Annotated in this window: 19 protein-coding genes; 6 read left to right on the plus strand and 13 right to left on the minus strand. The window is 60.9% G+C overall.

Annotated elements, in window-relative coordinates:
• Nucleotides 1-465 precede the first annotated feature (465 nt).
• From JKL45_RS19530 to JKL45_RS19545, 4 genes are all read right to left on the minus strand, one after another.
• Nucleotides 466-2,244: a S8/S53 family peptidase gene (locus JKL45_RS19530; RefSeq protein ID WP_201863253.1), complete on the minus strand. Its 1,779-nt coding sequence runs from the start codon at nt 2,242-2,244 to the stop codon at nt 466-468.
• 38 nt (nt 2,245-2,282) lie between these two features.
• The gene (locus tag JKL45_RS30695) at nt 2,283-3,323 is read right to left on the minus strand and encodes a phosphatase PAP2 family protein (RefSeq protein WP_201863254.1); all 1,041 of its coding nucleotides are present in this window, start codon (nt 3,321-3,323) and stop codon (nt 2,283-2,285) included.
• 176 nt (nt 3,324-3,499) lie between these two features.
• The gene (locus JKL45_RS19540) at nt 3,500-5,287 is read right to left on the minus strand and encodes an adenylate/guanylate cyclase domain-containing protein (RefSeq protein WP_201863255.1); all 1,788 of its coding nucleotides are present in this window, start codon (nt 5,285-5,287) and stop codon (nt 3,500-3,502) included.
• 222 nt (nt 5,288-5,509) lie between these two features.
• Entirely contained in the window at nt 5,510-6,844 is a 1,335-nt protein-coding gene (locus JKL45_RS19545) for an alpha/beta hydrolase family protein (RefSeq protein WP_201863256.1), read from the minus strand.
• A gap of 234 nt (nt 6,845-7,078) precedes the next feature.
• Here JKL45_RS19545 and JKL45_RS19550 point away from each other — a divergent pair, with 234 nt between their 5' ends.
• The 3 genes from JKL45_RS19550 (at nt 7,079) to fdhD (ending at nt 11,500) form a co-directional block, all read left to right on the plus strand.
• Complete coding sequence (locus tag JKL45_RS19550) at nt 7,079-8,161, plus strand: D-TA family PLP-dependent enzyme (protein ID WP_201863257.1); 1,083 nt, start codon at nt 7,079-7,081, stop codon at nt 8,159-8,161.
• Between the two features lie 214 nt (nt 8,162-8,375).
• Entirely contained in the window at nt 8,376-10,688 is a 2,313-nt protein-coding gene (locus JKL45_RS19555) for an FdhF/YdeP family oxidoreductase (protein WP_201863258.1), read from the plus strand.
• Entirely contained in the window at nt 10,685-11,500 is an 816-nt protein-coding gene (gene fdhD / locus JKL45_RS19560; RefSeq protein WP_201863259.1) for a formate dehydrogenase accessory sulfurtransferase FdhD, read from the plus strand. The genes JKL45_RS19555 and fdhD overlap by 4 nt, the downstream gene beginning before the upstream one ends.
• Before the next feature lie 126 nt (nt 11,501-11,626).
• On the opposite strand, the gene JKL45_RS30035 is transcribed toward fdhD, so the two are convergent.
• Complete coding sequence (locus JKL45_RS30035; protein ID WP_201863260.1) at nt 11,627-13,519, minus strand: peroxidase family protein; 1,893 nt, start codon at nt 13,517-13,519, stop codon at nt 11,627-11,629.
• A 75-nt stretch (nt 13,520-13,594) separates the two neighbouring features.
• On the opposite strand from JKL45_RS30035, the gene JKL45_RS30835 reads away from it, so the two are divergent.
• Nucleotides 13,595-13,846 carry a beta-barrel domain-containing protein gene (locus JKL45_RS30835; protein ID WP_512699587.1) on the plus strand — a complete coding sequence of 84 codons (252 nt, stop codon included), beginning with the start codon at nt 13,595-13,597 and terminating at the stop codon, nt 13,844-13,846.
• A gap of 99 nt (nt 13,847-13,945) precedes the next feature.
• Here JKL45_RS30835 and JKL45_RS19575 read toward each other — a convergent pair whose 3' ends face one another.
• Entirely contained in the window at nt 13,946-14,890 is a 945-nt protein-coding gene (locus tag JKL45_RS19575; protein WP_201863262.1) for an IS5 family transposase, read from the minus strand.
• On the opposite strand from JKL45_RS19575, the gene JKL45_RS31120 reads away from it, so the two are divergent.
• Entirely contained in the window at nt 14,889-15,143 is a 255-nt protein-coding gene (locus JKL45_RS31120; protein WP_512699588.1) for a beta-barrel domain-containing protein, read from the plus strand. The two genes, JKL45_RS19575 and JKL45_RS31120, sit on opposite strands and share 2 nt — an antisense overlap.
• A gap of 44 nt (nt 15,144-15,187) precedes the next feature.
• Here the strand turns inward: JKL45_RS31120 and JKL45_RS19585 are convergent, their stop codons facing one another.
• From JKL45_RS19585 to aldA, 7 genes are all read right to left on the minus strand, one after another.
• Nucleotides 15,188-16,876: a GMC family oxidoreductase gene (locus tag JKL45_RS19585; protein WP_201863264.1), complete on the minus strand. Its 1,689-nt coding sequence runs from the start codon at nt 16,874-16,876 to the stop codon at nt 15,188-15,190.
• A 41-nt stretch (nt 16,877-16,917) separates the two neighbouring features.
• Nucleotides 16,918-18,006, minus strand: coding sequence for a mandelate racemase/muconate lactonizing enzyme family protein (locus tag JKL45_RS19590; protein ID WP_201863265.1), 1,089 nt, complete (start codon nt 18,004-18,006; stop codon nt 16,918-16,920).
• A gap of 35 nt (nt 18,007-18,041) precedes the next feature.
• Nucleotides 18,042-19,016: an ABC transporter permease gene (locus JKL45_RS19595; RefSeq protein WP_201863266.1), complete on the minus strand. Its 975-nt coding sequence runs from the start codon at nt 19,014-19,016 to the stop codon at nt 18,042-18,044.
• A gap of 8 nt (nt 19,017-19,024) precedes the next feature.
• Nucleotides 19,025-20,026 carry an ABC transporter permease gene (locus tag JKL45_RS19600; RefSeq protein WP_201863267.1) on the minus strand — a complete coding sequence of 334 codons (1,002 nt, stop codon included), beginning with the start codon at nt 20,024-20,026 and terminating at the stop codon, nt 19,025-19,027.
• Entirely contained in the window at nt 20,019-21,548 is a 1,530-nt protein-coding gene (locus JKL45_RS19605) for a sugar ABC transporter ATP-binding protein (RefSeq protein WP_201863268.1), read from the minus strand. The genes JKL45_RS19600 and JKL45_RS19605 overlap by 8 nt, the downstream gene beginning before the upstream one ends.
• A gap of 68 nt (nt 21,549-21,616) precedes the next feature.
• On the minus strand, nt 21,617-22,597 hold the full coding sequence (locus tag JKL45_RS19610; protein WP_201863269.1) for an ABC transporter substrate-binding protein: 981 nt from the start codon (nt 22,595-22,597) through the stop codon (nt 21,617-21,619).
• A gap of 75 nt (nt 22,598-22,672) precedes the next feature.
• Entirely contained in the window at nt 22,673-24,145 is a 1,473-nt protein-coding gene (gene aldA / locus JKL45_RS19615; RefSeq protein ID WP_201863270.1) for an aldehyde dehydrogenase, read from the minus strand.
• Nucleotides 24,146-24,517: 372 nt separating this feature from the next.
• Here aldA and JKL45_RS19620 point away from each other — a divergent pair, with 372 nt between their 5' ends.
• Nucleotides 24,518-25,255 (plus strand): FCD domain-containing protein, encoded by a 738-nt coding sequence (locus JKL45_RS19620; protein WP_201863271.1) that lies wholly within the window; start codon nt 24,518-24,520, stop codon nt 25,253-25,255.
• Nucleotides 25,256-25,351 lie beyond the last annotated feature (96 nt).

Consider the following 25,351-nt stretch of genomic DNA (forward strand, 5'->3'; position numbering starts at 1 on the left):
TGGAAAGTCTGACTTCGTTGAGCGATGATCCCGTTCGCAGGCTGTCGGCCGTGACCGCCTGAGCAACCCGGCTCAGCTGAGCACTGGCGCTCTTACACCACGCCGCGGGACACGATCCCCGATAAGGCATTGCCCGCATAGACTCGCTGTACTTGCTGCCCTTTGGCAATGGAAGGTCGATAATTCTTTACCTTCTGATCTTGGTTGAACGTGGAGGTGGGAGCGGCGCCCGCCCGGCCCCGCCGCGCTCAGGCGATGGCTTGGGCGCTGGAAGTACAGCTTCTTTGTCATAAGCCAGCTTCCAGATAGCTCCCCTGTTGCCCCGGCGTCCGGCCGCGAGTTCACCGGCGATCCACCGAGTGATCAGTGGCGCGGCAACGCTTGTGCCGTTCATGGTAGTGACCGAGCCGCTGCGCGTGCCTGCCGCAATAACGCCTGACTGAACGACGGAGTCGTCGCTCACGGTCAATGCATCGGGGCCGCAGCGATGGGGTGAGGCGGCTCCGGCCGGCGTCGTGATCGGTCCGCCTGCGGAATAGGCGGAGGGCCGCAGTTCCTTTCGCAACAGCTGCCGATCACGATGGTGTTCTTTCCCGTGGCGATTGCGTTGATCGAGCCCGCGCGCTTCACCGGGCATGCAGGATCGTCCTCCTCAAGGGAGCCGCCGTCATGGCCATAGATGTTGTAGCTGGGAACATCGAAGTAGGATTGGCGCCCCCGGCGTCTGTAGCCGACAGGCGCATCGTCTCTCTGGACCCAGGCTTCGATGGCCTCACCCGATGATAGTTGCAGGTTCTTCAAGGTCAGGTTCCACAAGCCTGCCGGCGCAACCGGATCGGTCGGGACAAGAGAGTTTTCCGACTCGATCCGCATGGTTGGCTGAAGGGAGATCAGGAACATGCCGCGCCCGGTGGGAGCAGGGGAAAAATGATACCGCGCCTCACAGAGCACCTTTCCGGCGACGTCATATTGCAGAATGAAGCTGTCGCTCTCCTCAAGTGGAGGACTGATGTCGCCTTGTGGGGTTGCGATGGTCAACTCCACACGGTTTTCTGCAGCGGCGGCAGGCGGGAGCCAGATCTCGACAAAGCTCGGCGTGAGATCATCAGGCAATACGCGCAGGGGCAAGGTCGCTTCATCGCCATTGGCCTGAAACGCGACCGTCGCGTGGGCCCGCGCCAGATGGCTGTTGCCTGAGGGAATGACGACCCGCATCGGTTTGTTGCCAGGGGTCGTGTTGTGTTCGCGCAGGATCCTGTCGTAGTCCAGTTCGATCTCGTGAGTGCCATCATGGGGGCCGGCGAGCAGGCCATAGCTGAAGTTAACCGCGACCGGCAAGCTCTGGCTCGGTCCTGCGATGGCCTGAGCTCTGTTCCGGATGTATTCCAGGGCTTTGACGGCATAGGGCGCGAGGCTGGCACCGGACGAGTCGGCTGTTGTAGCGGTTGGCAGCTGAACGCAGACGATCCGCCAATCCGGTGCCTCATCAGGATCCCACCCGCAGGCAAGGTCCATCACGTGAGCGCCGTGAGAGGCGCGCCATGCCAGGCTCTTGCGGCCATCGCGGTTGAAGTCGGAGACCCCGGCGCGACGGTAGATCTCATCCTCGTCGATATTATCTCCCTGTCGGCAGGTGGCGAGATAGTTGTCGATGTCTGCCTTGGGGATTTCGAACCCATTGTCGAACCCGATCGGCACGTTGACAGAGGGGCCGTGCTGCACCCACACGGACTCGACGCGGGTTGTGCCGTCGGCTTTGCGGAAGCGCTCATGTGCAAAGGGAATGCCATCGTCGATGATGCCGATGATAACCGTGCCTGGCGTCGCAGCCTGCGATGAGGGCTGGAAGGAGCGAGTCTCTTTATAGCCACGCGGGATTACGGACGAGGAGGGCAGGGGCGGACCGAGGGTGAAGTGCTCCAGGGTCTCGAAGAAACGTCGAAATCTGCGATCCTCGATCAAACGAAGGGCCTTGGGGAGAGGAAAAAATCCGACGTCGAAGGGTTCAGCATCGCGAGGCGGCTTCTCCGGCATACCGGTCATTTCCGTGGCGCTCCGCCATAGCGCCCATGCGTCCTTGTCCCAAGGCCCCTCCTTGCGGCGCAAGAGGACCGGAACACTCTGTTCAGCAACGGACGGCAGCCGAAAGTCCTGCAGGCCCGGCCCCAGAGCCCAATAGGAATAAGGGTCGATAACGGATCGCGAGGCGGGATCGATCTTCGGCTGAACGCGCTTCCAGGGCATGAGGCACTCCTGTTTTCAAGAGGCGAACCAGTATGTGCTCACTCCCATTCCGCCTTCGCCTTGTCCCAGAGCCATGTGAGCACATAGGATTGATACTGCGGATCGATTACTTGATCGTTGGCCTCATATTCCACGGAGTAGCCTGTGGCGGCCGGCATCGATGTGAGACTCTCCGTCGTCACGTCATAAAGATCGTGCCAGATGAAGTCGCCGTCCTGGGGATACTTCTCGCCTTCGAAACGCAATGCTCTGTATCCGGCTGCGCCGGCGCAACGGTTGACGAAGTACTGGCCGAGCGTCAGGCCGAGAATGGCGCCGGCTGCGCTGTCGACGGGAAAATGTACGCCTGCGACAGTGCGATTGATGGCGATCCTTGATGCAAGACGCAGAAGCTGGATGCGCCAATCGGTGCTGTCGTATCCCGGTCTTCCGGAGGCTTTCATCAATTGCCACAGCACAAGAGCCGCCGCGAACGATTCCGTCGCATGCCCGCTTGGCAGCGCGCCATGGGCCGGTGTGGCGATCAATGGCTGGATCTGCGGGGAATATTCAAGCGGTCGCCGGCATGCGAGGCCCTGCTTCACGCGTAGATGTACGAAGAGCGCCAGTCGCAAGGTAGCTGTCAGCAGTTCCAGCGTGCGGGGCGTCCGGTCAGGGTGGAGCTGAGCAATGGAACTCAGAAAAGCCATGCCACCGCCGATCTGCGCCAGGATCTCCGTCTGCCGATCAGGACGGAGTTCGGCATAGTGGTTCACGAGGTCCAGCTGGGTCTTGAAGATGGTATTCGTCGGACGGGCCATCACGATCAGGGGCTTGTAGACCGGGACAGGAGCATTGCCGCCGGCTGGTGCCGGAACTTCCAGGTGCCAGACCGCTATGTGGCGCGGATTTACAGTGGCTTCTTCCAGTGTGAAACCGAGGCGTGAACCCATCTCGGCGTCGATGATTGCAGCACGGACCCACGGTGACCAGCGATCGAGATTGTCGGGTTCTTCCAAGCCGAGTTGGTCGGGGATAGCGGCAGGCGGGCGCCATTGCCCAACGATTCCGTCGCGGCTGCGGATGAGGGCGTCGCTCACCAGGGGTGAGTCATAGACGGCGCTGCCAATGCCGCCAATACCTCCTATTCCTCCTATCCCGCCTATCCCGCCTACACCTCCTATGCCACCAATTCCGCCGATGCCACCGAGGGGCCCAATTCCTGCCGATAAGTAGCTCACGTTGGTTCACTCCCTCTTCCGCGAAAAAACCGCCGCTACTCGGGCACCCCTGCCTGCCGCAGCACGGAGGCCCACTCCTCCCCGATCCTGTACCCGGCACTGGGCGAGCGCTCCCGCCAGCTTCGGATCGTGAGATGGGGTTCCAACTGCATGAGCCTTGCCACCGTGCGGCGGGAATCCTCGCGCATCCCGAGCTCCCACTGCGCAACGACCATGGCCCGAAGAGTCGAGGTGTGCGTGCAGTTGGATTTGAGCGAGCGCTGCGCAAGCTTCAAAGCTCGGTCGAACTGATGGGCCGCGAGGTGGGCGGTCGCGGCGAGGGAGTCATAGAAATAGCGATGAGGGTCGAGTGGCGACAGCTTCCGCGCGCGCTGCGTGCAACTCACCGCCTGCTGCCCTTCGTCCTTGAATGCATGAAGCGTGCCCTTGAGCAGCCAGGCGAGAGAGTCATTCGGGTTCTGCAGGAGTGCGAGGTCGTAGCGTTCTGCTGCAATATCGAGCTTTCGCAAAAGGTTCGTATGGACGAAGCCATCGACAGCAAGCGCCAGGGAGCATTGCGGGTCGGCATCCAAGGCTTGCTTCGTACAGCGCAGGGCGAGTTGCGCATCCTGGTGCGGGTCGTCCGACCAGCCTTGCTGAACCCGCAGGACATGCCATTTGGCCAACCAGGCGCGGGGTATGGCTTGGCGTGGGGCTCTCTCGATAAGAGCCTCAAGAAGCCTGCAGGACTCACCGAAATCGTAAGGCGAAAGGCGATGCATCAAAGCAACCGCGGCAAGCAGCAGCGTATAGCTTTTCAGGGTCGGCAGGGCCTGCGACTGAGCCCGCTGCAGCTCGCTGATCATGATGGCGGCATTCACGTTAGCGGCAATCTCGTCGATCAGGTCCCGTTTGCCGGAAATCATGCCGCTTAGCTGGCCTTTGTAACGCGCCCCCCATGCAACCTGTCCCGACTTCGCTTCGGCGAGTTCCGCCTCTACCATGACTTGCCGGCTCTGGACCCGGTAAAAGCCGGAAAGCACGTAGTTCGCGTTGAGATTGGTGCCAACCTGAGTCAGGGAGGCTTCTCTGCCGCGGAACACGGTTGTCGACAGACGCGATATGACGTGCAGCTCAGGAGAGCGTGATAGGTCCTGAATGAGCTCCTCGGCCAGCACCTCCCCCAGAATATGATGCTCGTCCTCAGGATCGCGTGTCGTGAAGGGGATGACTGCCAGGGTCGGAAGCAAGTCTTCAAAGGAATACCCGCTTTCGATCACGGGTCGTGGCCCGGGTGGTCCGACGCGGTAGGCCCGCACGGGTTGCGGCATGTGCTTGAGATAACACTCGCCGAGATCCTCGATATCCGCATCGAGATCGGCTGTGAGCTGGTCACGCACATTGGCCGAGATGACGATCTCGCCAGGACCTGCAAGAGTCAGGATCCGCGCCGCCCGGCTGACGCCACGTCCGTAGAGATCGGCCTGATCGATGATCACGTCGCTGACCTCGATGCCCATCCTGAGCATGATCTGCTGGGCTGGGGGAAGGACCTGGTTCTGCCGGTTGCGCTCCTGCTGGATCGAGAATGCGGCCGAAATGGCAGAGCGGACATCATCGAAGTCCAACAGCATCCCGTCACCCAGGCCTTTCGTGAAATGGCCGTTGTGATCAGGAAGAATGCGGCTTCGAACCTGCTCGACAAAGGCTAGCCACCGCGAAACGAACTCCGCCTCGTCCTGCTCTACGAGGCGGACGGATTCGACCACATCGAGGATCAGAACCGCTCGCTTCGCCCGTATGGCGGCTGGGAAGGGGTCTTCGGATTGCTGGCCGATCTGCATCGAGAAAAGCTCGCAACATTGTTCCTGCCCACGGAGTGGCTCAGCTGGAATGACAGACGATGTTGAAAGTCTCTTTTATTAAATCCTAACGCATTCGGGATCGGTTTCACAGTCCAGTGGTGAGTACCCAACATGCCTCTGGAACGAAACTGAAGAGTTCTAGGTGCCAAGTTGATGATACAAGGCCCAGCATCAGCCGGGCCTTGTCATCTGAGGGTATGATCAGTTGGCGCTTCGTGTGCCACGCTCCAGGATCAGGCCAGCGGCGGTTCGGGCCCCGAAGCCTTTCCAGTAAGTATGCTCAGGCTTGAAGGGGCCGTCCTTGTTGGCCGCAAAGACCCCTTCGCTCGCACGTTCCACAAGCACGTTCAGATAGCTGCCGAGTTCCTGATCCGCCTTGATGTAGCGTCCCAGGAAAGCGGTGGCAAAATGCTGGGTGATGTTGTTCATACGAACCGTGTCCCACACCGGGTCGGCATAATGGTTGAAGGGCGTTGAGCCTCCGCCCTCAGCCGTCTGCCAGCTTTCGACCGGTGCCGGGATGGGGGCTGCGGCGTTGTGATTGGCGTTTTCGAAGGTCAACATATAGCGATCCGCATTGGCAGTGCCGGTATAGAGCGCATGCACGCCCTTTTCGTAACCTGAGACGTCATCCTTGCTGCCGGCGATGTAGAGAATCGGCGTCGTAATCGCGGCCAGTCCTTCCTGGTTCCAGAAGCCGCGCTGCATGCCCCAGGGAGCGATGGCAACCACTGCCTTAATGCGCTCATCCCGCAGCTTCTTATGGGTCTCGGACCCGGCCAAGTGCACGGACAGCATGCCCGCCGGAACACCTGAATCGTAGGCAACGGCTTCCTTGGTGACACCGGCGCCAGCAGTGATCACCGCGCCGTATCCGCCCATCGAGTAACCGATCAGGCCCGTGCGGGAAGTATCGACCAATCCGTTCAGGAAGTGCCCGTTCTCCTTCGACAACTGATCGATGGCATTGAGGACAAAAAGCTGGTCGAGGGGCCGGTTGATCAGGGTTGATCCGAACTTGCCCTGATCGGTGTAGGTGGAATCCGCATGATCGATTGCGGCGACCGCATAGCCTTTGGTCGCAAGATTTTCCGCCAGATGGCTGAGTAGGAAGCGATTGCCTGGGTAACCGTGGCTGATGATCACCAGCGGGTAGGGGCTGCCGGATGCCTTCTTGGGCTCGGCATCACGCAGCGCTTTGCCATGAAGCGTGACCTGGGTCTTGCCGTCACGCAGAAACACGCCAGGATAGGTGCCTGACTGGTTTCCACCTGTCTCTGCCGGATACCAGACTTCCAGGGTTAGCTTGCGGTCATAGCGTGGAGGCTCCCGGCCGGCCACGGCCTTCAGGACGTCGATCTGGTTCTTGTTGATCACCTCAATCGTGCGAACGCCGATCCCGTGCTCGCCATGCTTGGCGAGGGCCGGCGCATCGGGGCGGATCAGGTCAATGCGGTTGTGATGGGTCATGTCCTGTGCGGATGAGGGAGAGGAAATGGCAAGCAGGATCAAGGTCGCCAAAGCTGCACTTCTCACGAGGGTTCCTCCTGATGTTTCAGATGTTTGTTGAAGAACTGGCTGGAAGGTCTTTTCCGGAACTCTATCGGTCTTGGCTATCGCCACATATAGCGGCATTCTGCCCGGAAATAAGAGAGGATTTGCAGGGAAAGCGGAGCTCTACGGCGAGATGTTGCTCCTATCAGCAAAGCGGGACAGCATCGTCGCGAGTGTCTATTCTCTGTCCAGGCGTTTAAGAATGGATCGGTAAGCATGAGCATTGAGGATCTCAAGGCGAAGGTCGCGCGTGAGTTCGGGACACCTGCGGTGGTAGTCGACCTGGACGTGGTCGAGCGCAACATCGCCCGAGTGCAGGAGATGTGCGATGCGGCTGGCGTCGCCAACCGGCCACACATCAAGACGCACAAGAGCCCGATCATCGCGTCCATGCAACGGGACGCCGGTGCCCGTGGCATCACCTGCCAGAAGATCGGCGAAGCGGAAGTGATGGCCGAGGCCGGGCACGACGACATCCTGATTGCCTATAACATCCTCGGTGAGGAGAAACTCGGCCGGCTTGGCAGGCTTATGTCGCAGGCGAAGGTGACTGTCGCGGCCGATAATCCCACCGTGGTGGCGGGTCTGCCGGGGGCTGCGACTATTGCCGGGCGGGACTTGGGTGTGGTGGTGGAGTGCGACACCGGACGCAAGCGGGCAGGAGTCGAGACGGTTGCGGAGGCGGTGGCTCTGGCAAAGGACATCGCATCGCGCCCGGGGCTGTCATTCGCCGGGTTCATGCTGTACCCGCCTGAAAACGCCATGGACGAGACACAGGCCTTTCTGGATGAGGCCGTGGCGGGAATCCGTGCCTTTGGTCTTGAGCCGCAGATCGTCTCATCAGGCGGGACACCCAACCTCCTGAACCTGGGCAAGATCAAAGGCGTGACCGAGCACCGGGCCGGCACGTCGGTGTTCAATGACCGGATGATGCTGGCCGCAGGCGTTGCACATTTGCAGGATTGTGCGCTGACCGTCTATGCCACCGTGGTTAGTCGGGCAGGGCAGGATAGGGGCATCCTCGATTCCGGATCGAAAACCCTGACCAGCGACACCGGTGGGCTGGAGGGGCATGGACTTATCCTGGAGCATCCCCAGGCCAAGATTGCCCGATTTGCGGAAGAGCACGGATTCCTGGATCTATCAGGCTGCAACGATCGCCCGAGCGTTGGCGACGTCGTTCGGATTGTTCCCAACCATGTCTGTGTGGTGGTCAACATGGTCGATCGTCTGGTTGCGGTTCGTGGCCATGAAATCGTCGGCGAATTACCTGTTGCAGCCCGGGGGCGTCTGACATGACGGGTGCCATATCGGGTTCGCGAACAGACAACAGGACACTGACGAGCCGCTCTCTCGGAGCACTGCCGATAGCCTGAATGGAGCGCTCTTTAGGGTCCCGCAAGCGCCGCTTCTGCCGGGTTCGAGCCTACTTGAATGGTCATCTGTCTCGATCATTTACATAGGTTCAGTCGAATGCCGCGGATGAACGGCGGCAAGCGGGAGGTTGACCCAGATGAGCGATGAGCCCAAGATCAAGCCCTATCCAGGTCCTGCGGGCGGGTGGGGATCCGTGCGTTCCGTCGAAAGCATCCTGGCCAAGGAGGGGCGGCTCGTCAGCGGCAACGCGATCATGCTCAAGCAGAACAAGCCTGACGGGTACGCCTGCGTCAGCTGCGCCTGGGCAAAGCCAGCGGATCCGCATCCTTTCGAGTATTGCGAGAACGGCGCCAAGGCGACGGCTTGGGAACTCACCACGAAGCGCGTGACGCCAGAGTTCTTTGCCAACCATACTCTTTCTGAGCTTCGCACCTGGTCGGATCACGATCTTGAGGAAGCTGGCCGCCTGACCCATCCCATGCGCTACGACTGTGCTTCCGACACTTACGTCTCCGTCAGCTGGAGTGAGGCTTTTCAGGAGATTGGGCGAGAGCTGAAAGGCTTCGATCCGCGTCAGGTCGTGCTCTATGCTTCCGGCCGCGCCTCGCTCGAGACATCCTATATGTGGGCGCTCTTCGCCCGGCTCTATGGCACCAACAACCTGCCGGATTCCTCCAACATGTGCCACGAGAGCACCTCGGTGGCCCTGCCGGAAAGCATCGGTGTCCCAGTTGGCACGGTGATCCTCGATGACTTTGAGCTCACCGATTGCATTCTGTTCTTCGGCCAGAATGTCGGAACCAACAGCCCGCGCATGCTGCATCCGCTCCAAGAAGCGTCCAAGCGCGGCGTGCCGATCATCACCTTCAATCCCTTGAAGGAACGGGGCTTGGAACGCTTCACCAACCCACAGGCCCCGACCGAGATGCTGACCGGCTCGGAGACCCGCATCTCGTCGCAATATCATCAAGTGAAGATCGGCGGCGACGTCGCAGCACTCATGGGGCTGGCGAAAATCCTGATCGAGGCCGATGACAAGGCACAGGCCACCGGAGCCAAGCCGGTGCTCGACCATGCCTTCATCGCCGAGCACACCCATGGCTTCGAGGAATTCGCGCAGGCTGCCCGACAGGCCCAGTGGCCGGAGCTGGAGCGCCGTTCAGGCCTCTCCCGCTCGACTTTGGAGGCAGCCGCGACGGCCTATGCCCGCGCGAACGCCGTCATCGGCATCTACGGCATGGGGCTCACCCAACACAAAGCGGGCGTCGAGAACGTGCAGATGGTGGTCAACCTGCTGCTCCTGCGTGGGCATATCGGAAAGCCGGGTGCCGGCATTTGCCCGGTGCGCGGTCATTCCAACGTTCAGGGGCAGCGCACCGTCGGCATTGCGGAGAAACCTGAACTGGTGCCGCTCGACAAGCTCAAGGAACAGTATGGCTTCGAGCCGCCGCGCTGGAAGGGCATGACGACGGTGGAGGTCTGCGAGGGCATCATCAAGGACGAGGTGAAGGCGTTCGTCGCGCTCGGCGGGAACTTCGTGCGCGCCGCTCCGGAGACGGCAGCCCTGGAGGCGGCCTGGCCTCGTATGCGCCTGTCGGTGCAAATCTCGACCAAGCTCAACCGCAACCACCTTATTCCGGGCGAGGTCACCTATATCCTCCCGTGTCTTGGGCGGATCGAGATTGACGAGCAGGCAACGGGACCCCAGGCTGTAGCCGTAGAGGATTCCACCGCTTGCATCCATGGCTCCAAGGGCGTTGCAAAGCCTGCAAGCCCCGACCTCCTGTCCGAGCCGCGGATCGTGGCTGAAATCGCCAAAGCTACCCTTCCGCCCAATCCCAAAGTGCCGTGGGACGATTGGGTCGCCGATTACGGCCGCGTCCGAGACGCCATCGAGGAAACCTATCCGGAGGATTTCCGCGCCTTCAACGAACGCATGTGGAAGCCCGGCGGATTCCACCGCCCGATTGCAGCGCGCGAGCGCCGCTGGAAGACGAAGACCGGGAAAGCGAATTTCGTCGTGCCCCAGAGCCTCCAGGCCGATCTCGGCATCGCAGACAATGATCGCGACGTCTTCAAGCTCATGACGGTGCGCTCCAACGACCAGTTCAACACTACGGTCTATGGCTATTACGACCGGTTCAGGGGTGTCAGGGGTACCCGCATGGTGCTCTTCATGAACCGGAACGACATCGCTCGCCTGAGCCTCCAGGAGGGGGATATGGTCACCCTCACGACGGCAGTCGATGACGGCGTCATGCGTCAGGTGAGTGGATTGCGGGTCACTCCATACGACATCCCGGAGGGATGCTGCGCGGCCTATTATCCGGAGTGCAATCCCTTGATTCCGGTTTGGCACCATGCGGACAAGAGCAAGGTGCCGGCGGCGAAGTCGATCCCGATCCGGATTGCGCTCCAGCAGAAGCAACTGCCGGAGGCGGCGGAATGAGCCTTCACTTGGAACCTGTTATCCGCCTGCCGCAGACGAGCGTGGCCGAAGGTGTGTTTGCTGCCGGGGATCGCGTGCTGCCGGAGGAAACGCCGGTCGCGCTCACCTATAACGGCTCGACCCACGCGGTGATGATGGCAAGCCCGGCCGATCTTGAGGACTTCGCCCTCGGCTTCAGCCTGTCGGAAGGGATCATTGCCGAGCCGAGTGAGCTGGCCTCCATGGAGATCATCGAACATGATCTTGGTTGCGAGGTGAGGATGTGGCTGCAGGAATCCTCCGGCGGCGCTTATCGGTCCAGACGGCGTGCCATGGCTGGACCCGTCGGCTGCGGATTGTGCGGAGTGGAATCCCTGGCGGAGGCGGTGAGGCCAGCATCGACAGTGACTGGCACTCTCCAGGTTTCGCCCGCGCTCATTGCCGCTGCCATGGCCGATCTGTCGAAGGCGCAGCGGCTCAACAGAGAAGCAAGAGCGATCCACGCCGCGGCTCTTTGGCGTCCTGAGCAAGGTCTGATCGCGATCCGAGAGGATGTTGGGCGGCATAATGCGCTCGATAAGCTGGCTGGAGCCCTCGCACGAGCCGATGCGTCCTGCTCCGCCAGCATGGTGCTTCTGACCAGTCGGGTATCGGTGGAAATGGTGCAGAAGTCAGCCCGCATGGGAGCCCCGATCATCGCTGCCATTTCCGCTCCTACAGCCTTGGCTGTCAGGGTCGCGCAGGGCTGTGGTCTCACCCTGGTGGCGGTGGCGCGCCAAGATTCCTTCGAGGTCTTCACTCATCACGAACGTATCAGGCGTCTAGGGTTGTGAGCGAAAAGCGATGCATAGCACCTAGATCAACTTACGTGCCGTTGGACCGCTTCAAATGATAGAAACTCTGTCGGGAGCGCTGGAACCCGCGCTCCCGACGAAGCCATCATTCACAGAAGATGCGCATCAGAACACGAAATCGCTGTTGCCGAGATCTGATGCGTTGACGCCTTTAAGGACTATCAAGTCGAACTTGTACCAGATCACGGTATCGTTGCCTGCCTGCCATATGGCGAGATCGGACAACTGGTCCACGCCTGACAGACGACTGGCGTCAATCCTGTCCTCACCGTCTCGGAAGTCAGTGATAGTATCGTGACCGGAGCGCTCGAAAACGAAGGTGTCCTTCCCGGCACCGCCGGTCATCTCGTCCTTGACCTTGCCACCCATGAGGACGTCGTTTCCGTCCCCACCCTTGAGGACGTCCTGGCCACCGCCGCCCTTGAGGATGTTACTGCCGGAGTTCCCGATCAGGGTGTTGTCGATCTCATTACCGGCGGCGTTCAGATTGCCAGATCCGGTCAGCGTCAGGTTCTCGACGTTCTTTCCCAAGGAGTACGAGACGGAAGCCTTGACGGCGTCAGTCCCGTGGTCGCGGCTTTCGACGGTATCATCTTTGTGGTTGTCGACCTCATATGTATCCTTACCCTTGTCGCCCCACATCCGGTCTGCCCCGGCGCCGCCGCGAAGGAGATCATTTCCGTCACCACCGTATAGCCTGTCATGACCGGCTTTGCCGTCAAGAGTGTCATTCCCTTTGTCTCCATACAGGCGATCGTTGCCATCACCGCCATAGAGATTGTCGTCGCCACGGGTTCCCTTGACCAGAAGATCCTTGGGAGGCTGAGGCGGCTTCGGAACTTCAGGCTTCGGCTCCGTGACATCCTGCGTATTGATCGTCACCGCCTCGGAATACGAACGGCCGGTATTGTCCGTGACCTTTATAGTGATGTCATGGGACTTCGCCGTTTCATAGTCGAGATTGGCTCTCTCGGCCACCACAAGCTTGTCGCCGGATATCTTGAAGAGGCCCGCCGCGGGGCCAGACAAGGTGTAAGTGAACGTATCTCCCGCATCAGCATCGACGGCTGAGAGGACGCCTATGATGGTTCCAACCGCAGAGTTTTCCTTCACCGACCTGTTCGAGAGCGAGATGTCCGTTGGCGCGTGGTAGACCGGCTCCTCGCATGGAACACGGCTGCCGTTGGTCTGGCCGCCTGAGGAGACCTTGAACACATCGGAAGGACCCGTGATACCGGTGTTGCGCATGACGATATCGGCGAAGGTCTGCCCACTGTCTTCGAACATGCTGTCGTCGAGGATCTCAAGGTAGTAGAAGCGATCGCCGTCCTGCAGTCGGTCGAGCTGCTCAAGAAAGAGATAGCCGAAGGTTGAGCCGAGCTGCCCCTTGGTCGGCTTCTCCGCCAAGCCACCGACCCACAGATCCATAGCCTCAAAGCCTTCCGGATAGACCTCTTTAAGCTGGTTGATGAAGTCATCGGTCAGGCCGTTTCGCTTCTGGAAGTCTTCCCAGCCGGAGTAGGACCGCAGGCTGGCAAGGCCCGTTTTCTCGTGCAGCTGCTCACGAACGGAGTTGAAAGGCGCAATGCCTGTGTCGCGCCCGCGGAAGATGTTGAGAGCGGCAAGATCGAGCGGCCGCCCGACGAGCTGGTTGCGAAGCGCGTTGACCACATCGACGTCAATCGCCTGATGCGCCGTTCCGGTCGCCCCCAGAAGCAACTCATCGATGCCGAGTTCGGACATCCTATCCGGGCTCAGGAAGGCCTGGACGAGGGATATGTCGTGCATCTGGCCATCAGCATCCTTGTAGCTCACCGTTTCGTTGAGCATGGAGTGACCGAACCGATAGGCTACATGGGCAAATTCCGCCGAGATGGATGCATCGACGGTGGGATCATATCCGTCGAAGCCATGCTCGTTCTCACCCGAATCGATGCCGCCTGCCATTGCGTCAGCGAATTCAGTGAACACCACACGTTGGTATTCAGCAGTGTTCACAATGCGTGCTGCCTGGAAATACTCCTCTGTCCACTTGTTGCCGGTGCGATCCTTGAGCAGGTCGACCTAGAAGTTATGGTTGCGTGCCCAGATCGTGTGCATGGACGTGAGCATGAGCTGTCAATCGAGGTGAAGGTCCTGCCGCAGGATATCGACCAGCTCCGCCCCGGTCTCGACACAGTGCTGGGCATGTCGGCCTTCAACCAGCGCACCACGCCGGAACTGAAGGGCAAGGTCAGCATGATTGCGGCTGATCTGGTGACGGATCAGCGCTCTGGCATGCAGTATTATGAGATCTGTGCGCGGGTGGCGAAATCGCGATCTTGATGAATGTGAGGGATGTTCCTCACGTCACTTCTCCCAGATCGGCAGTGTTGACGGCCAATACTGCGATTGGGGATGTCTGATGGCACACTTCACCCCTGATCAGGCAGCCTGCGGTATCATCAAGATCACAGCCGTCCGCTTCAGGTTGTAGGCCATCGCGGTGAGTCTGACCTGCAGGGCCGCTTTCGCCAGTCCTGTCCAGCGCATGCGTCGTAGGCCGTAGCTGCGCTTCCAGGTGCCAAAGATCTTCTCGATCCGGCAGCGCACATGGTGGACATGATGGTTCCACGCCCGCAGCTTGCGTAGAGCGCTTCCACCAGGTCGGCTCCACACGCCTGTCTGGACCACGCGCGGGCATCCGCCTTTGCTTTGCACCGCCGAGGCAAAGGCTGTTCCACGGTAGGCGCTGTCGGCATAAACGTCGCCAGGGTTCTCCGGCAATGCCTCGCCGCCAGCACGCCCGTCGTTGACGTTGCCGGGTGTGACGGTCACTTCCTCGACGAGAGCCGTAACGGCATCCGCCGCCACATGGGCTTTGAAGCCGTGGATCGCCCTGCGGTGCTTGTGCCCCGCCCAGGCGGCTTCCTCATCCCGAGTGCTTGCCGAAGAAATGACTGTAGCGTCCACCAAAGTGCCCTTCTTGATGGTGACTGCTTGAGCTTTGAGTTGGCGCGTCACTTCATCGAACAGGATCTTGTCGAGACCACGCCGCACCAGTTCCCGCCGGAACCGCACGAAGGCGGTGCGCTCCGGGGTGGGCTCGTGGGCGGCGAACCCGCAGAAGCGCCGGAATGAGGCGCGGTCTTCCAGCGCCTCTGCCAACTTCACGTCCGACAAGTCGTACCAGACGGCCAGCAGCAGGGCCCGGAACAAAGCCAAGGGTGGCCAAGCGAGCTCGCCCTTCGCAGCGGTATAGATGCCGGCCAGGTGTCGATCCAGCGAGGACCAGTCGATCAACCCCAACAGCCGGTCCGGGGAGCAGCGATGCGGGGTGGGGTCTTCGACAAACGTGAAGACTTCCTGCCCAATCTGACGGCGTGCCATGGGACTGCTCCCGCCATGTTCAGCCGCGCTATTGAATCACCCAAACAGCCACCGGTCGAGACCACCCGCGCACAGGTCTCATTATCCCGTGCGTGTGGCTTTCGCGGACGACGAGCGGGAGCGTCTCGGCGATCTCAAGCTGGTTCCGGGCATGCCTGTGGAGGGGCTGATCCAGACCGGGCACCGGACAGTGTTCTCATACCTGACGAAGCCTGTCGCCGACAACATGGCCAAGGCTTTTCGAGAGGAGTAGTGGCCGAAAGAGGCTGGGTCTTTGAAGGCCCGGTTCTCTTTCTCTCAGCTCAGCGTGGCGACACTCATATCCCCTTGCTCGGACAGGCGAGGGCCGAACTGAGAGGTGCTGATGGTTGGGCGGCCGGTGATGAGTTCTGCGCAACGGCTTCCGAGCATCATTGCGGGCGCATTCGTGTTGCCCGCATTGATGTTTGGCATGGCCGAAAGATCGCAGATCCGCAGGTTCTCAATCCCGCGAACACGTAGTCTGGAATCGAGAACGGCCATGTGGTCGCTTGCCGTGCCCATCCGGCAGGTTCCACTAGGATGATAGTTCGTTTTCACAAAGCGCCGGCAATGCTTCATGATCGCTGCGTCGCTGAGATCGCCAGGGTCAGGAATCGAGATGCGCTCAACCCGCTCGGCGAGAGGAGTGGTCTGGAAGGCGCGGAGGAAGAAGCGTTGACCGTCGATCATCGCTCGGGCGTCGTCAGGATGGTTCAGCAGATTGGGTGAGACGAGGGGCATGTCGTCTGGATCTGCTGAGCGTAGACGAACATAGCCACGGGATTTGGGCTTCACGACGACGGTGGTAATCGTCAGCCCATAGGTATCCTCCACTAGGGTGAGGGTATCCCGGTCTAGGTAAACGATGGGTACGCAGAAGGCTTGGATTGTAGGATCGGCCTCGGGGTCGGTCGGGTTGACGAAGGCGCCGGCTTCGACGCCGGCCGAGAGGATCGGGCCTGAACCGAACAGCCGGAAATGGATGCCGTTGAGCAGCATGCGCCAGCCGACGCCTTGCTTGTAATAACCATAAGGCCCATTCGCCTTGGCGATGAGCGGCACCTCGGGATGGTCGATGAGATTCTCACCGACGCCTGGAAGGTCGGCGATACACGAGATGCCGTGCTCCCGCAGTTTATTGGCTGGGCCGATACCCGAGAGCATCAGAAGCTGTGGCGTCACAAGCGCGCCGGATGCTACAATCACCTCGCCATCTGCATAGACCTGATGGTCCACTCCTTTGACGTCGCGATAGGTCACGCCAACGGCCCGCCCGTTCTCGATCTCGATCTTGCGCACGCGCGACTGCAGACGGATGACAAGATTTGGATTATCCGCGAGCGGCGCCAGGAAAGCATAGGCCGCGCTGCTGCGCCGGCCGCGCCGATTCATGAACTGGTAGAAGCCGACGCCCCGCTGCTTGGGGCCATTGAAGTCCGGATTGAAGGGTTCACCCAAGCCCTGAACAGCCTGCACGAACCAGCGTGACATGTCGTTGATGTGGCCGGGATCCGACACCAGCAAAGGCCCATCGGCGCCATGCAGCTCATTGTAGAACCTGTTGTTCCCTTCCATGGTTCGAAAGTGAGGCAGAACGTCAGCCCAGCTCCAGCCGGGATAGTCGTTCTCCCCATGGAGCATTTCGTGCCATTCATCATAATCTGAGGGCCGGCCGCGCATGTAGACCTGCGCGTTGACCGAGGAGCCACCGCCGAGGACGTTGGCCTGAGGGATATCGTGTGCGCGCCCGTCCAGATGCTCCTGCGGCACCGTGTGATGATAGCGCATGTACTTGCTGCCGTTGATCATTTTGAAGATGCCAGGCGGCATATCGAGGAGCGGATGACGATGGGAGTAGCCGCCCTCAAGCAACAGAACGCGCCTCCCTTCATTGACGAGCCGCGCGGCAGCAACGGAACCGGATGAGCCTCCGCCGACGACGATGTAGTCGAAACGCTCTTTCATTCCTGCATCCTGATTAAAATATGCTGGAGGTCGTCGATGCCTCAGGCTCTGATCTTATCGAGGCCGCTCCAGTCGAACGCGATGCCATGGCCGGGGCGATCCGGCGCCAGTGCGAAGCCATCCTGAATCTTCAAGGGCTCGGCGATGTAGCGCTCCAGTCCAAAACCATGGGCTTCCAGATAGGAGCGGTTCGGACAGGCGGCCAGGAGATGCACGGTCACGTCATGGGCACCATGGCTTGTGACCGGCAGATTGAAGGCCTCCGCCAGATGGGCGATCTTCATGAACGGCGTGACGCCGCCGCAATTGGTGACGTCCGGTTCCGGATAGGTCACAGCGCCCCCGGCCACGTAGAGCTTGAACTCCCAGAGCGTTCGCAGATTCTCACCGGCCGCAATCGGCAATCCGCCCTCGCGCACAATGCGGGCATGGCCAGCAGGATCGTCGGGAATGGTCGGCTCCTCCAGCCATGTGAGGTCGAAGGGCTGGAGCGCTCGTGCTGCGCGGATGGCGCCGTCGACGCTCCATTTCATGTTAGCATCCACCATCAACGGGAAGCCTGCGCCAAGATGCTCGCGCATCGCCTTCACCCGCTCCACATCCTCGAACAGATTGGCACGACCGACCTTCATCTTGATGGCCCGGAAACCCTTTCCGAGGTTGTCATCCGTCTGGCGCAGGAGCTTATCGAGGGATAAGTCCAGATCGATGCCGCCCGCATAGCAGGGCACCTTGGGATCGAAGCCGCCAAGTGCTTTCCAGAGGGGTAGGTTGGCGCGCTTTGCCTTTATGTCCCACAGGGCTATGTCGAAGGCCGAGAGCGCCAGGACAGTAGGACCGCCGCGACCGCCGTAATGAAGCGCCCACCACGCCTTGTGCCAGAGGCGCTCGATCTCGTCGGCCTCTTCGCCGTCCATCATCTCGGGCAACTCTCGGGCCAGGATCGTGTCGATGGCGGCCCCGTTGCGACCGACCGTGAAGGTATAGCCGACGCCCTCGGCGCCATCGGAATCACGGATGCGCACCGTGTTAAGCTCGAAGGCACGCATCTCGCCATGCATGGAATCGGTCAGGACGGTCGGCAGCGGGATGCGGTAGAAGCCGGGTTCGATGGAGGTGATCCGGGGCATGGTTATCCTTCACTTGCTCGATGGAATGCGGAGCGTCAGGCGGCCTCTTCCGTATGCATGCTCAGCCGGGCCTGAATGGCCACGACGAGCAGCAGGAACGCGCCGCGGATGACTGACTGCCAATAGGCCGACAGGCTGATCCAGCCGAGGCCGTTCTCGAAGTTGAGGATGTTGAAAATCAGGCCGAGCAGGAGCACGCCGGCCAGCGTCGATGCGACGGAGCCGACGCCACCCGTCAGCAGCGTGCCGCCGACGACCACGGCCGCGATGGCAAAGAGCTCCCAACCGACACCTTCAATGGGCTGTCCTGCTCCGAACTGCGCCGCTAGGATCACGCCTGCGAGGCCCGCGAGCCCTCCGCTCGCCAGGTATACAAGTGCCTTCACCCGCTGGGCCGGAAGCCCCATGAGGCGAGCCGCATCCTCGTTGCCGCCGATGGCCAGAACGGTGCGGCCGAACGAGGTGAAGTTAATGATAAGAGAACCGAGAAGATAGGTGATCAACGCGATCCAAGCAGGAATGGGAAAGCCGAGGAAGTCGCCCTGTCCGAGTTCCACAAACCCTGTCTCGTAGGACACCGAAACCGACTGGTTGTTAGCCAGCAGCAGCGCGCAACCGCTCGCAGCCAGCATCGTGGCGAGCGTGGTGATAAAGGGAAGAATGTTGAGCCTCGTAATGATGAAGGCGTTGCAGGCACCGACCGCCAGCCCGGCTGCTAGGCCGCCAAGAAGCCCTGGCATGACGCCATAGGGGGAGAGCAGGGCGGCCACGACACTGCCGAGCGCCGCAGTCGACCCTACCGAGAGATCGATCCCGCCGGTGATGATGACGAAGCACATCCCGAGCGCCACCAGGGCGAACATGCTGTTATAGCGCAGGACCGAGAGCACGTTGAAAGCGCCGAGGAAGTTCTCGTAGCGCAGCCAGCCGAACAGGATCAGGGCGACAAGGGCGAGAAGCACCCCGTAGCGCCCGATTCCCTGAAACAGCTTGAGCGAGATGGCGTTCATCGAAGACCTCAGCGATGGCTCTGCCGCTGCAGCCAAACGGCCAGCACGATGATGGCGGCTTTCGCCACGAGGGCGGCGGCATCGGGAACGCCGTTCGCCAGAAGCGTGTAGCGGACGAGTTGAATGATGAGGGCTCCAACCAGGGTTCCGATCACTGTGGCCCGGCCACCCGTGAGGAGCGTTCCACCGACGGCGACCGCCGCGATGGCGTCGAGCTCCATCCCGAGCCCAACGAGGTTGGCGTCCGCGGCGGAGTTGCGGGCAATGACAATGAGCCCGGCGATGCCGGATAGAAGTCCGCTGATGAGGTAGACACGCTGCTTAACGGATGCGACTGGAATGCCGGAGAGCCTCGCGGCTCTTTCGTTGCCGCCGATGGCGAGGATCTGCCGACCGAACACGGTGCGCCTGAGCATCCAGGCTGCTGCCACTACTATGGTGATCATTAGGATGGCTTGAAACGGGATACCGAAGATCCGTCCGAGGCCGATGAACTGGAAGCTCGGCAGGTTGAAGACCTGAAGATTGCCGTTGGTGAAAACCTGGGCGATGCCGCGCCCGGCAATGAAGAGGACGAGGGTTGCGATGATCGGCTGGATGCGAATACGGGTGACGAGCCAGCCGTTGAACCAGCCGAGCGCTGCCGCAACGAGAACCGGCACCACGAAGGCCAGTGCGATGCCGACAGCTGGGTGAGGCAGGGGAAAGAGCTTGCCGAGAAAGATCAGCGGAGCCAGCGCGCCGGCAATTGCCATAAGGGCACCGACTGAGAGGTCGATACCACCCGTGGCGATCACCAGGGTCATCCCCACGCCGACGATAACAATGGCGCAGACCTGCGTGAGATTGACGTTGAGCGTCTGCCACGTCGCGAAGTTTGGCGTGATGGCGAAGTTGACCAGGATCAGGAGCGCAAGAGCAATCCAGGCTCCGTGGCGCGTCAGAACTCTTCTGACATCGAAACGCGGCGATCGATGCGCCGGAGGCAGAGTGGCCGCCGTATCAGCCATGAACAGCCTCCCGGGCACTCTGATCCCCATGTGCCATAGCCGCCATGACGCTCTGCTCGGTCACCGCGTCACCCTTCAGTTCGGCCGCGGTGCGGCCGTCTCGCAGCACGAAGATGCGGCTGGCTGCCTCAACGACCTCCTCCAGTTCCGACGAGATCATCAGAACGCCGAGGCCCTGTCCGGCTAGCTCATGGATCAGGCTTAGGATCTCGGCCTTAGCGCCGACATCGATGCCGCGGGTGGGCTCGTCGAGGATGAGAAGCCTGGGATTCATGCAGAGCCAGCGGGCCAGCAGCACCTTCTGCTGGTTGCCGCCGGAGAGTTCTCGGATCCGCTGTTCCGGTCCGGCGCAGCGGATGCCGAGCCGTTTAATGAAGCTATCGACGATTTCCCGACTGCGAGCCTCGTCCACGATACCACGTCGTGCGAGCTGCGGCATGAGTGCGAGCGTCAGGTTCTCGCGCACTGACATGTCCGGAATGATGCCCTCGTGTTTCCGATCTTCCGTGCAGAAGCCCATGCCGGCGCGAATGGCATCCGAAGGTGTCGAGATCGCATTGTCGCGTCCATTGAAGCCAATGGTGCCGCCATCGGGCTTGTCGGCTCCGAAAACGACTCGAACCGACTCCGTGCGCCCTGCGCCGAGAAGTCCGGCAAGGCCGACGATTTCTCCAGGCCGAACCTCGAAGCTGACATCATGTACCTTGCGACCTACGGCAAGATTCTGGACCTTCAGCACAGTCTCACGCGCCTCGCCCGCTGCATTGGAGGTGTCGAGTCGCTCATGCAGCACCTGCGACAGCTCACGCCCGAGCATGGAAGTTACAAGATCGAGCCGGGAAAGCTGAGCCATGGGCGCAACTTGTATGGTGCGACCGTCCCGCATGATGGTCACGCGGTCACACACGGCGTAGAGTTCATCGAGCTTGTGGCTCACGAAGATCACCGATACGCCAGCCTCCTTGAGCTGACGGATCACGCCGAACAGCACCTCGACCTCCCGCTCGTCGAGAGAGGATGTGGGCTCGTCCATGATGACCAGCTTGGCCTCGAAACCGATGGCGCGCGCGATGGCGACCATCTGCTGCACGGCTGTGGGATAGGCCATCAGCGGGCGGCGCACGTCAATATCGATCTTGAACCGGGCAAGCAGAGCTTGCGCCTCCGCATGCATGGCGGACCAGTCGAGAAGGCCGAAACGGCGTTTCTCACGGCCGAGGCAGATGTTCTCCGTCACGGACCGATAGGGGACAAGGTTGATTTCCTGATAGATCGTGCTGATGCCGGCCCGCTGCGCTTCCTGAGGCGAGGAGAACTCTACCGGCCTACCGTCGAACAGGATCTCTCCGGCATCCTTTCTGTAGTAGCCGGTCAGGATTTTGATCATCGTGGACTTGCCGGCACCGTTCTGGCCGATCAGTGCATGAATCTCGCCTCTCTCAACCACGAGTTCGGCCGAGCGCAGGACCGGTATGCCGGCGAAGCGCTTGTCTATGCCATGCATGGAAAGAAGCGGCGCCATGGAAGCTCCGTTCATGGGCTTGGCCAAATAAAGGCGCTGCTCGGTTTCACGGGCAGCGCCTTTGAGGTTCAGTAGGCGTCCGCGATGAGCTGGGTCGCGTTTGACTTGTCGAAGAACCGGTCGGTGTTCACCACCCACGGCTCGATCTGCTCGCCCTTGGCGTAGCGGGCCAGGGTCTCGAAGGCCTTTGGCCCGAACTTCGGATTGCACTCCACAGTGGCGAGCATCTTGCCATCGATGATGGCTTGGAGCGCGTCGCGCGTGCCGTCGATGGACACGACGATGACGTCCTTGCCGGGCTTCTTGCCGGCCGCTTCCAATGCCGCAATGGCCCCGATGGCCATTTCGTCGTTGTGGGCGTAGATGGCTGTGGCGTCGGGGTGCGCCTGCAGCAGCGTCTCGGCCACTTGGCGGCCCTTGTCGCGGGCGAAGTCGCCGGATTGAGAGGCTACGACCTTCATGCCGGAATGAGCCTTGATGTAATCCTCAAAACCCTTGCGGCGGTCGTTGGCCGGCGAGGAGCCTGTCGTACCCTCGAGCTGAATGATCTTGGCGTTTCCGTTCATGGCCTTGGTCAGGGCTTCGGCGGCGCGCTTGCCTTCGTCCACGAAGTCCGAGCCGATGAAGGTCACGTAGTCGCGGCCTGCCTTGGCGAGGCTCTGGTCCACGTTGCGGTCAAGAAGAACGACCGGGATACCAGCGCGCTTGGCGGCCATGACAGCCGGGATCAGGGGCTTCTCCTCGCGGGGGGCAAGGAAGATCAAATCGACGCCTTGGGCGATCATCGAGTTGACGTCGGCGACCTGCTTGGCGGCGGAACCGGCTGCATCGGTGTAGACTAGCTGATGCCCGAGCTTGGCGGCTTCCGCCTTCATGCTTTCCGTTTGAGCGATGCGCCAGGGATTGTTCGACTCGGTCTGCGCGAAGCCGACCTTGTATTTCTCTTTCTGCTTCAGCTTGGGCAGTTCCTGCGCGGACACACCGCCAAGTCCTAGACCAATGGCAGCAACACCCGTCGCGAGGGCAAGGAAAGTCCTTCTCAGCATCATCTTCCTCCATCAGTTTTTAGGCCCCTTTGTCGGGGTTCTTGAAGGATTGTCGCAGCACTTGTGGCTGCGGGGGCGTCACCAACGGACATAAGTGGTCTGCTTCCGCAGGTATCCGTCGAAACCGTACTTTCCGTCCTCGCCGCCGAGACCGGAATGCTTCCAGCCGCTGTGGAAGCCCTGAACAAGCTCGCCGCAAGGGCGGTTCACATAGAGCTCGCCGAAGGAGAGCTCCCGCGAGAGCCGCATCACCCGGCGGAGATCGTTGGTGTAGACATAGGCCGACAAGCCGTAGCTGCTGTCGTTGGCGAAGCTCAGCGCCTGCTCGAAGCTGTCCACCGTCATGACCGGCGCGACCGGGCCGAAGATCTCCCGCTGCATGACGGATGCTTTATTGGTATCCACCCGCAGAACTGTCGGCTCGAACCAATGGCCGCGGGAGAAATCACCTTCCGTCAGGCGGCGTCCGCCGGCGAGGACCTCGGCGCCGGCCGCGATGGCGTCGTTCACGATCTCCTCGACCTTGTCGACCTCGGGCCGGTTCACCTTCGGCCCCATGTCGGGATTGGTCATGGGGTCGGCGAGCCGCATCTGCTTCACACGAGATACAAACTTGTCGAGAAAGGGCTCTGCGATGGCTTTATGCAGATACATGCGCTCATTGCAGGTGCAGATCTGCCCGCAATTAGTGAAGCGCGAGACGATGGCCGCATCCACGGCCGCTTCGATGTCGGCGTCGTCGAGAACGATGAACGGCGCCTTGCCGCCGAGTTCGAGGCGCACGACTTTCAGCTCATGGGCACCTGCCGCATAAATCTCCCGTCCGGCACGGACGCTGCCCGTCATGGTGATCATGGCGCTGATCGGCGAGCGCACCAGCGCATCGCCAACAATGCGCCCGTCTCCGGTCACCACATTGAGCACGCCTTTCGGGATTCCAACCTCATGCGCAAGGCGGGCGATCTCAAGCGCCGACAGAGGCGTGGATTCGTGCCCCTTCACCACCATGCTGTTGCCGGCCACAAGAGCAGGACCGATCTTGCGCGCCGCCAGAGCCGCTGGGTAGTTCCAGGCCGTCAAGCCGACGACCACGCCGAAGGGAACGCGGCGGATCCAGACCTCTTCGTTCTGGAAGTCGGAAGGAAGGATGTCACCCTCGATGCGGCGTGCGCTCTCAGCGGCAAACGTCAGGAAGGTAATGACTGCCTCGATCTCACCCTCGGCCTGATTCAAGGGCTTACCCTGCTCCAGCACCACGATGCGGGCGAGGCGGGCCTTGTCGCCTTTCACCGCCGCAGCGAGATCGGATACGTAGCCGGCACGAATAATGGGTGGGAGAGCAGCCCAAGCTGGCTGTGCACGACGCGCTGCCTCCAAGGCATCAAATGCGTCCTCGGCCGTTCCCGTTGGAACGGAGGCAAAGACGACTTCATTGGCTGGGTTCTCGACCTCGGATCGTCCTTCCGAACGGCCCTCGGTCCAAGCCCCATCAATATACATTTGGTAATGAGTCACAGCCTCTTGGCGGCCAACCTGAACCGATGTGGTCATGGCCGGCCCACACCAAATCCCCTCCAGGGGATTTGCGAATCAGAGTTCGACAGTGCGGTGCCTTGCGTTGGCGTCACCAGTCTCTCCCTTTTTGCCCAAGCGGAGCAATGTCAAACCATACGTCAGTTTCTGATCTATTTGGTTCGACCGAAAAGAGGATGGTCAGACAGTCATGAGCTGTCAAGGCCTGTCGTTTAATGCCTCCTGACTCCGGTGGACTAGTTTTGATGGTGGATTTAGGCAGATGTTGGGCATCTCAGGTGCAGGTTAATGGATTATGGTCGGACCATATGCTACGCTCGCTCACCCGCAGATCGGCTTTGGCTTGCTCTGAACACGTGCCAAAAGCTGCATGACAAAAGCGAGGGGACCATGGACCAGAGCGAGAAGCTGCATGGCCACGCGGCGACGGGAGCAGGCACACGGCGCTCGGACGCGGTGGCGACCGAACTGGTGCGGATGATCGAGGCGGGCAGCCTTCAGGAAGGCGAGCGCCTTCCGGCCGAACGCGACCTGATGCAGCGCTACGGCGTGAGCCGGTCGGCTGTTCGGGAGGCGATTGTTTCGCTCGCCAATCGCGGCCTCGTCGAAACGCGCCTTGGCCACCGCCCCATCGTCCGTAAGCCCGATTATGAGATTGCCGTCGACAAGGTGGGTAATCTCGTCGGCCATCTTATGGTCGACCGGAAGGGAGTGTGGAATCTCTTCGAGACCCGAATCTTCATGGAGACCGCTCTTGCGCGCTGGGCCGCCAAGCACGCGCGGCGTGATGACCTCGAAGAACTCAGAGCGGCTCTCGACGCCAACCGGGAGGCAATCGGTAACTCGATCATATTCGATGAGACCGACGCTGCTTTTCACGCGGTGCTCTATCGAATCCCGGGCAATCCGATCTATCCGGCGATCCACAAAGCTTATGTGGATTGGTTGACCCAGCATTGGCGTTCGATGAAGCGGGGTGCGGGTATCGACCAGATGAATTGCGCCGGACATGAAGCCGTCTTCGAAGCCATCCTCGCCCGCGATCCTGACAATGCGGAGGAAGCCATGCGCCGCCATCTGGTTGCAGCGTGGGAATTCGTGAGGTCCACCTTTCCATCAGATAGCTGAGCCGAGTCTTGTTGCATCGAATAACCACTGCAATAGTTGCAGCGATGCGGCGGTCATCACGGCGTCATAGAAGCGTCGCTAGACACCTGTCCAGGA

It is taken from the genome of Microvirga soli, assembly GCF_016734765.1.
GTDB lineage: Bacteria > Pseudomonadota > Alphaproteobacteria > Rhizobiales > Beijerinckiaceae > Microvirga > Microvirga soli.